The organism is Streptomyces sp. NPDC057474, assembly GCF_042802555.1.
In the GTDB taxonomy this organism is placed as follows: Bacteria; Actinomycetota; Actinomycetes; order Streptomycetales; family Streptomycetaceae; genus Streptomyces.
This window is the reverse complement of record NZ_JBHVDX010000382.1, coordinates 1-5445: the sequence shown is the minus strand read 5'-3', so window position 1 is coordinate 5445 and position 5445 is coordinate 1. Positions and strand designations below refer to the sequence as shown.

Annotated in this window: 7 protein-coding genes; 6 read left to right on the top strand and 1 reads right to left on the bottom strand. The window is 69.8% G+C overall.

Annotated elements, in window-relative coordinates; all coding sequences use genetic code 11:
• Positions 1 to 220: 220 nt before the first annotated feature.
• The 5 genes from ACFU53_RS46280 to ACFU53_RS46260 are packed head-to-tail and all read left to right on the top strand — an operon-like array spanning position 221 to position 3852.
• Entirely contained in the window at positions 221 to 1279 is a 1059-nt protein-coding gene (locus ACFU53_RS46280; RefSeq protein ID WP_384006233.1) for a PhoH family protein, read from the top strand.
• A 12-nt stretch (positions 1280 to 1291) separates the two neighbouring features.
• On the top strand, positions 1292 to 1789 hold the full coding sequence (ybeY, locus tag ACFU53_RS46275; protein WP_384006231.1) for an rRNA maturation RNase YbeY: 498 nt from the start codon (positions 1292 to 1294) through the stop codon (positions 1787 to 1789).
• Positions 1786 to 3093: a hemolysin family protein gene (locus ACFU53_RS46270; protein ID WP_384006229.1), complete on the top strand. Its 1308-nt coding sequence runs from the start codon at positions 1786 to 1788 to the stop codon at positions 3091 to 3093. Before ybeY ends, ACFU53_RS46270 begins: the two co-directional genes overlap by 4 nt.
• Positions 3090 to 3449 (top strand): MmcQ/YjbR family DNA-binding protein, encoded by a 360-nt coding sequence (locus ACFU53_RS46265; RefSeq protein WP_384006227.1) that lies wholly within the window; start codon positions 3090 to 3092, stop codon positions 3447 to 3449. Before ACFU53_RS46270 ends, ACFU53_RS46265 begins: the two co-directional genes overlap by 4 nt.
• A 49-nt stretch (positions 3450 to 3498) precedes the next feature.
• Entirely contained in the window at positions 3499 to 3852 is a 354-nt protein-coding gene (locus ACFU53_RS46260; RefSeq protein ID WP_384006225.1) for a cytidine deaminase, read from the top strand.
• A 91-nt stretch (positions 3853 to 3943) separates the two neighbouring features.
• On the opposite strand, the gene ACFU53_RS46255 is transcribed toward ACFU53_RS46260, so the two are convergent.
• Positions 3944 to 4354, bottom strand: a complete 411-nt coding sequence (locus tag ACFU53_RS46255; protein ID WP_384006223.1) for a hypothetical protein — start codon at positions 4352 to 4354, stop codon at positions 3944 to 3946.
• A gap of 567 nt (positions 4355 to 4921) precedes the next feature.
• Between ACFU53_RS46255 and ACFU53_RS46250 the strand changes: the two genes are divergently transcribed.
• Positions 4922 to 5398, top strand: coding sequence for a hypothetical protein (locus tag ACFU53_RS46250; RefSeq protein ID WP_384006221.1), 477 nt, complete (start codon positions 4922 to 4924; stop codon positions 5396 to 5398).
• Positions 5399 to 5445: the final 47 nt, after the last annotated feature.

The following is a 5445-nucleotide window of genomic DNA, read 5'->3' as shown; positions in this document are numbered from 1 at the left end:
ACGCCCAGCACCCCCTGACGGGCCGCGCGCCCAAAAGGGGCGCGGGGAACTGCGCCACCAGCCACGAACGACCCGCACTCCGACGATGTCAGAACCCGCGAGCTCTTCCCGGTAAAAAGCCCTACGGCCCTGTCAGTCCCCCGGCGTACCCTTGAATCACAAGCGCAGGCCACCACCTGCGAGTCGCTTCAAGGAGGACGTGCGGCCCCAGAGCCGGCCCATGACTCAGACACCCACAGCTCACACCCCCGCGCAGGGCAAGGCGAGAGCACAGTTCACCGTCCCCGCGGCGCACCCCATGGTGACCGTGCTGGGTTCCGGCGATTCCCTCCTGCGCGTGATCGAGAAGGCCTTCCCGGCGGTCGACATCCATGTCCGGGGCAATGAGATCAGCGCGGTCGGCGACGCCCCCGAAGTCGCTCTCGTCCAGCGCCTGTTCGACGAGATGATGCTGGTGCTCCGCACCGGACAGCCGATGACGGAGGACGCAGTGGAACGCTCGATCGCCATGCTGAGAGCGAGCGAGAACGGGAAGAGCGACGGCCAGGAGACCCCGGCCGAGGTTCTGACGCAGAACATCCTGTCCTCGCGCGGCCGCACGATCCGCCCCAAGACGCTCAACCAGAAGCGGTACGTCGACGCCATCGACAAGCACACCATCGTCTTCGGCATCGGCCCCGCCGGCACCGGCAAGACCTACCTGGCCATGGCCAAGGCCGTTCAGGCCCTCCAGTCCAAGCAGGTCAACCGCATCATCCTGACCCGCCCCGCGGTCGAGGCCGGAGAGCGCCTGGGCTTCCTCCCCGGCACGCTCTACGAGAAGATCGACCCGTACCTGCGCCCGCTGTACGACGCGCTGCACGACATGCTCGACCCCGACTCGATCCCGAAACTGATGGCTTCGGGGACGATCGAGGTGGCGCCGCTGGCGTACATGCGCGGCCGTACGCTCAACGACGCCTTCATCATCCTCGACGAGGCCCAGAACACCTCACCCGAGCAGATGAAGATGTTCCTCACCCGCCTCGGCTTCGAATCGAAGATCGTGATCACGGGTGACGTGACGCAGGTCGACCTGCCGAACGGCACGAAGTCCGGTCTGCGCCAGGTCCAGGACATCCTGGAGGGCCTCGACGACGTGCACTTCTCCCGGCTGTCCTCGCAGGATGTCGTACGGCACAAGCTGGTCGGCCGTATCGTCGACGCGTACGAGAAGTACGACAGCCAGAACGGTACGGAGAACGGCACCCACAAGGGTGCCGGTAACAAGCGGAAGTAGATCAGCACGACCATGTCGATCGACGTCAACAACGAGTCCGGAACCGAGGTCGACGAGCAGGCGATCCTCGACATCGCCCGCTACGCGCTGACGCGGATGCGCATCCACCCCCTCTCCGAGCTCTCGGTGATCGTCGTGGACGCCGACGCCATGGAGCAGCTGCACATCCAGTGGATGGACCTTCCCGGTCCGACCGATGTGATGTCCTTCCCGATGGACGAGCTGCGTCCGCCGTCGAAGGACGACGACGAGCCGCCGCAGGGCCTGCTCGGGGACATCGTGCTCTGCCCCGAGGTCGCCGAGAAGCAGGGCAAGGAAGCGGACACGCAGCACTCCATGGACGAGGAGCTCCAGCTCCTCACCGTCCACGGAGTGCTGCACCTGCTCGGCTACGACCACGAGGAGCCGGACGAGAAGGCCGAGATGTTCGGCCTGCAGGCTGCCATCGTGGACGGCTGGCGCGCGGAGAAGGGCATCACCGGCCCCTCCCCGGCGCCGACCGTGTCATGAGCGCGACTCTCGTCAGCGGTGCCGTCGCCCTGGTCGTCGTCGCCTGGCTCGCCGCCTGCGCGGAGGCGGGCCTCGCGCGCGTCTCCAGCTTCCGGGCCGAGGAGGCCGTACGGTCCGGGCGGCGCGGCAGCGCCAAGCTCGCCCAGATCTCGGCCGACCCGACCCGCTATCTGAACCTCGCGCTGCTTGTACGCGTGGCCTGCGAGATGGCCGCCGCCGCGCTCGTCACGTACGCCTGCCTGCAGCAGTTCGACGCGACCTGGGAGGCCCTGGCCGTGGCCATCGGCGTCATGGTCCTCGTCAGTTACGTGGCCGTCGGTGTCTCTCCGCGCACCATCGGCCGCCAGCACCCCCTGAACACGGCCACGGCGGCGGCGTACGTGCTGCTGCCGCTGGCCCGCGTCCTGGGTCCGATCCCGTCCCTCCTCATCCTCATCGGTAACGCGCTGACCCCCGGCAAGGGCTTCCGGCGGGGCCCGTTCGCCTCCGAGGCCGAGCTGCGCGCGCTGGTCGACCTCGCCGAGAAGGAGTCGCTGATCGAGGCCGAGGAGCGCCGCATGGTGCACTCGGTCTTCGAGCTGGGGGACACCCTCGTCCGCGAGGTGATGGTCCCGCGCACCGACCTGGTCGCCGTCGAGCGCTACAAGACCATCCGCCAGGCTCTCACCCTCGCCCTGCGGTCCGGTTTCTCGCGGATGCCGGTCACCGGCGAGAACGAGGACGACATCGTCGGCATCGTGTATCTGAAGGACCTGGCACGCAAGACGCACATCAGCCGGGACGCCGAGAGCGAACTGGTGTCCACGGTCATGCGCCCCGCGGTCTTCGTCCCCGACACGAAGAACGCCGGTGACCTGCTCCGCGAGATGCAGCAGGCGCGCAACCACGTCGCCGTCGTCATCGACGAGTACGGCGGCACCGCCGGCATTGTCACCATCGAGGACATCCTCGAGGAGATCGTCGGCGAGATCACCGACGAGTACGACCGTGAAATCCCGCCCGTCGAGGACCTCGGCGACGACCGCTACCGCGTCACCGCGCGCCTCGACATCACCGACCTCGGCGAGCTGTACGGCCTGGAGGCCTACGACGACGAGGACGTGGAGACCGTGGGCGGCCTCCTCGCCAAGGCCCTGGGCCGCGTCCCCATCGCCGGCGCCTCCTCGGTCGTCGCCCTGCCGGACGAGCGCGGACTGCGCCTCACGGCGGAGGCCGCGGCCGGCCGCCGGAACAAGATCATCACGGTGCTCGTGGAGCCGCTCGGCGCCGCAGGGCCGCCGGAGGAGGAGACGAAGCCGGCGTGACGCCACAGGAGTTGCGCACCTTCTGCCTGTCCTTCAACGAGGCCGTCGAGGATTTCCCCTTCCGCCCCGAGATCTCCGTCTTCAAGGTCCTCGGCAAGATGTTCGCCCTGAGCTGGACGGACGAACGCCCCCTGAAGGTCAACCTCAAGTGCGACCCGGAGGACGCGGTCCGCCTCCGCACCGAACACCAGGGCCTCATCGCCCCCGGCTATCACATGAACAAGCGCCACTGGAACACGGTGACCCTTGACGGCGACCTCCCGGACCGCCTGGCCGAAGAGCTGATCGAGGACTCGTACGACCTGGTGGTGGCCGGCCTGCCACGTGCGGAGCGGCTTCGGCTCGACCGGGCGTGAACCCACCCCGTGGCGTGGTGGGCCGACCCGGTCTCCGTATGCTCGGCTCATGACCGACAGCAGCGCGCTCGACCCCGAGGACCGCAAGATCGTCACCCTGGCCCGTTCCGCGCGGGCCCGCAACGGGGTGCCCGAGGGGGCGGCCGTGCGCGACGAGACGGGCCGTACGTATGTCGCCGGGACCGTGGCCCTCGACTCCCTGCGACTGAGCGCGCTCCGCACGGCCGTCGCCATGGCGGTGGCCTCCGGCGCCAAGTCCCTGGAGGCGGCGGCCGTGGTGACCGACTCCGAGACCGTCTCCGACGAGGACCGGGCCGCCGTACGGGACCTCGGTGGGCCTGAGACGCCGGTGCTGCTGGCGGGGCCGGACGGGGCGGTACGGGCGACCGTGACGGCGGGCTGAGGGCGCCTTTGCCCCGAAGCCCGCCAGTTCTTCTGCGGAGTGCGGGTCACCCCCGCGATGACGGCCGTCGTCAGGATCCAGCCGAGGGCGATCAGGGTGTGGGCCAGCCACTGGAGGGTGCCGTCCGTCCAGTACCAGGCGGTGCGTTGGCCCAGGCCGCCGATGGGATGAGTAGGTCGAGGGTGTGGACGAACGGCTGGAAGGGGGCGCCCTCGCCCGGTTTCACCGCGGTGGGGGAGCCGGTGGCGAACGCCGTAGTGCCCAGCAGGGTCAGGGTGAGGAGCCAGACGCCTGCCGGCCAGGGGCGGTAGCCATAGCCGACGGTCACGTCGAGGAGGTGGCCCCAGACGGGGGCGGCCGGGGACAGCGTGCGGCGCCGGTGGCGTTGGCGGGCGAGGAACCCGGAGACCCGCGCGCCGGCGAGGGCCGGCGAGCCCACCGCGCCGGGCCGCTCCGCGGAGTTGGCGCCCAACAACAGCGCCGCGATCACCGCCGCCCGCACCGTCCGCTCCGGCCTCCACTCCCCACCCCGCGACCCGGTCCTCCTCCGGCATCCCCGTCCGCAGATCCACCCGCCGCCCCACCCGGGAACGCGTCCCACAGCTCACGTTCCGGCCCCGTCAACTCGTCGTACGTGAGCACCCGTACAGAGTAGTGATCTCCGGCCGTGCGGTGCCGGGAGTCGCTCGCGGCGTAGTGTTACGGCCGGTAACAGCCCTCCGAGCTGGGCGAAAATCATGCGCGGGCGAGTGGACACCCGGGCCGGGCTACCGGCAAAACCGCGCGGCGCGGGACAGATCGACTCAACCTCCCGACCGTGCCGCCGAGTCGGCCGGCGTCGTCGGCGATCGGCTTCGGCCACTTTCGTCGACCCTTGCCGCAACCGGCAGAACATCTCTTGCAATCTTGGCGCGCTCGCGTCTCAATGGAGCCGTTCTCTTGGCGGACCGTCATATTCCGCCGCGCGGCCGCGCATTGCACCGCCCCCACATGGCAACGCCCGTACCGGGACGTACGGGGCTTCCCCAGACCCCGCACAACGCCCGTACCAGGGAAGGGAATTCGCTCGATGAAACGCATACGACTCGGAGTCGGCTCGGCGCTCGCGGCAGGGACGCTGGCCGTCACCGGCCTCGCGTTCGCCCCGACCGCCGCGGCCGTCACCCCTGACGTCGCGACGATCAACGCCACCTGCACGATCGGCGGTTCCGGAGTGGCCACGCTCACGGCCACACAGGACGGCACCTCCGCCACCGTCACCGTCTCCTCCGAGGAGATCACCGCTCCGCTCGCCCTCGCCGAGGACTCCATCCAGTCCACGCTCACCCTCGTGAACGCGGGCGGCGGCACCGTCGCCTTCACCGGCACCGAGAACCCGGCGCTGGCCGCCGGCGACGGCGTGGTGGTCGGCCCCCTCACCGGCACCGTCGCCCCCGGCGACAGCCTGGAGGCCTTCGGCGGCTCGCTGCAGATGGTGATCCTGGGCTTCACCGTGACGTGCACCGCCGGCGAGGCACAGTCGCCGGGGCCGTTCGTCTTCGACTGACAGGTACTGACAGGTACTGAGACGTACCGACAGGTGAGGGGTGGTGC

Excerpts from the sequence above, each read along its gene's own strand:
- ACFU53_RS46260 (WP_384006225.1), top strand. The coding sequence starts at position 3,499 with ATGACCGACAGCAGCGCGCTCGACCCCGAGGACCGCAAGATCGTCACC.
- ACFU53_RS46270 (WP_384006229.1), top strand. The coding sequence starts at position 1,786 with ATGAGCGCGACTCTCGTCAGCGGTGCCGTCGCCCTGGTCGTCGTCGCC.
- ybeY (WP_384006231.1), top strand. The coding sequence starts at position 1,292 with ATGTCGATCGACGTCAACAACGAGTCCGGAACCGAGGTCGACGAGCAG.
- ACFU53_RS46250 (WP_384006221.1), top strand. The coding sequence starts at position 4,922 with ATGAAACGCATACGACTCGGAGTCGGCTCGGCGCTCGCGGCAGGGACG.
- ACFU53_RS46280 (WP_384006233.1), top strand. The coding sequence starts at position 221 with ATGACTCAGACACCCACAGCTCACACCCCCGCGCAGGGCAAGGCGAGA.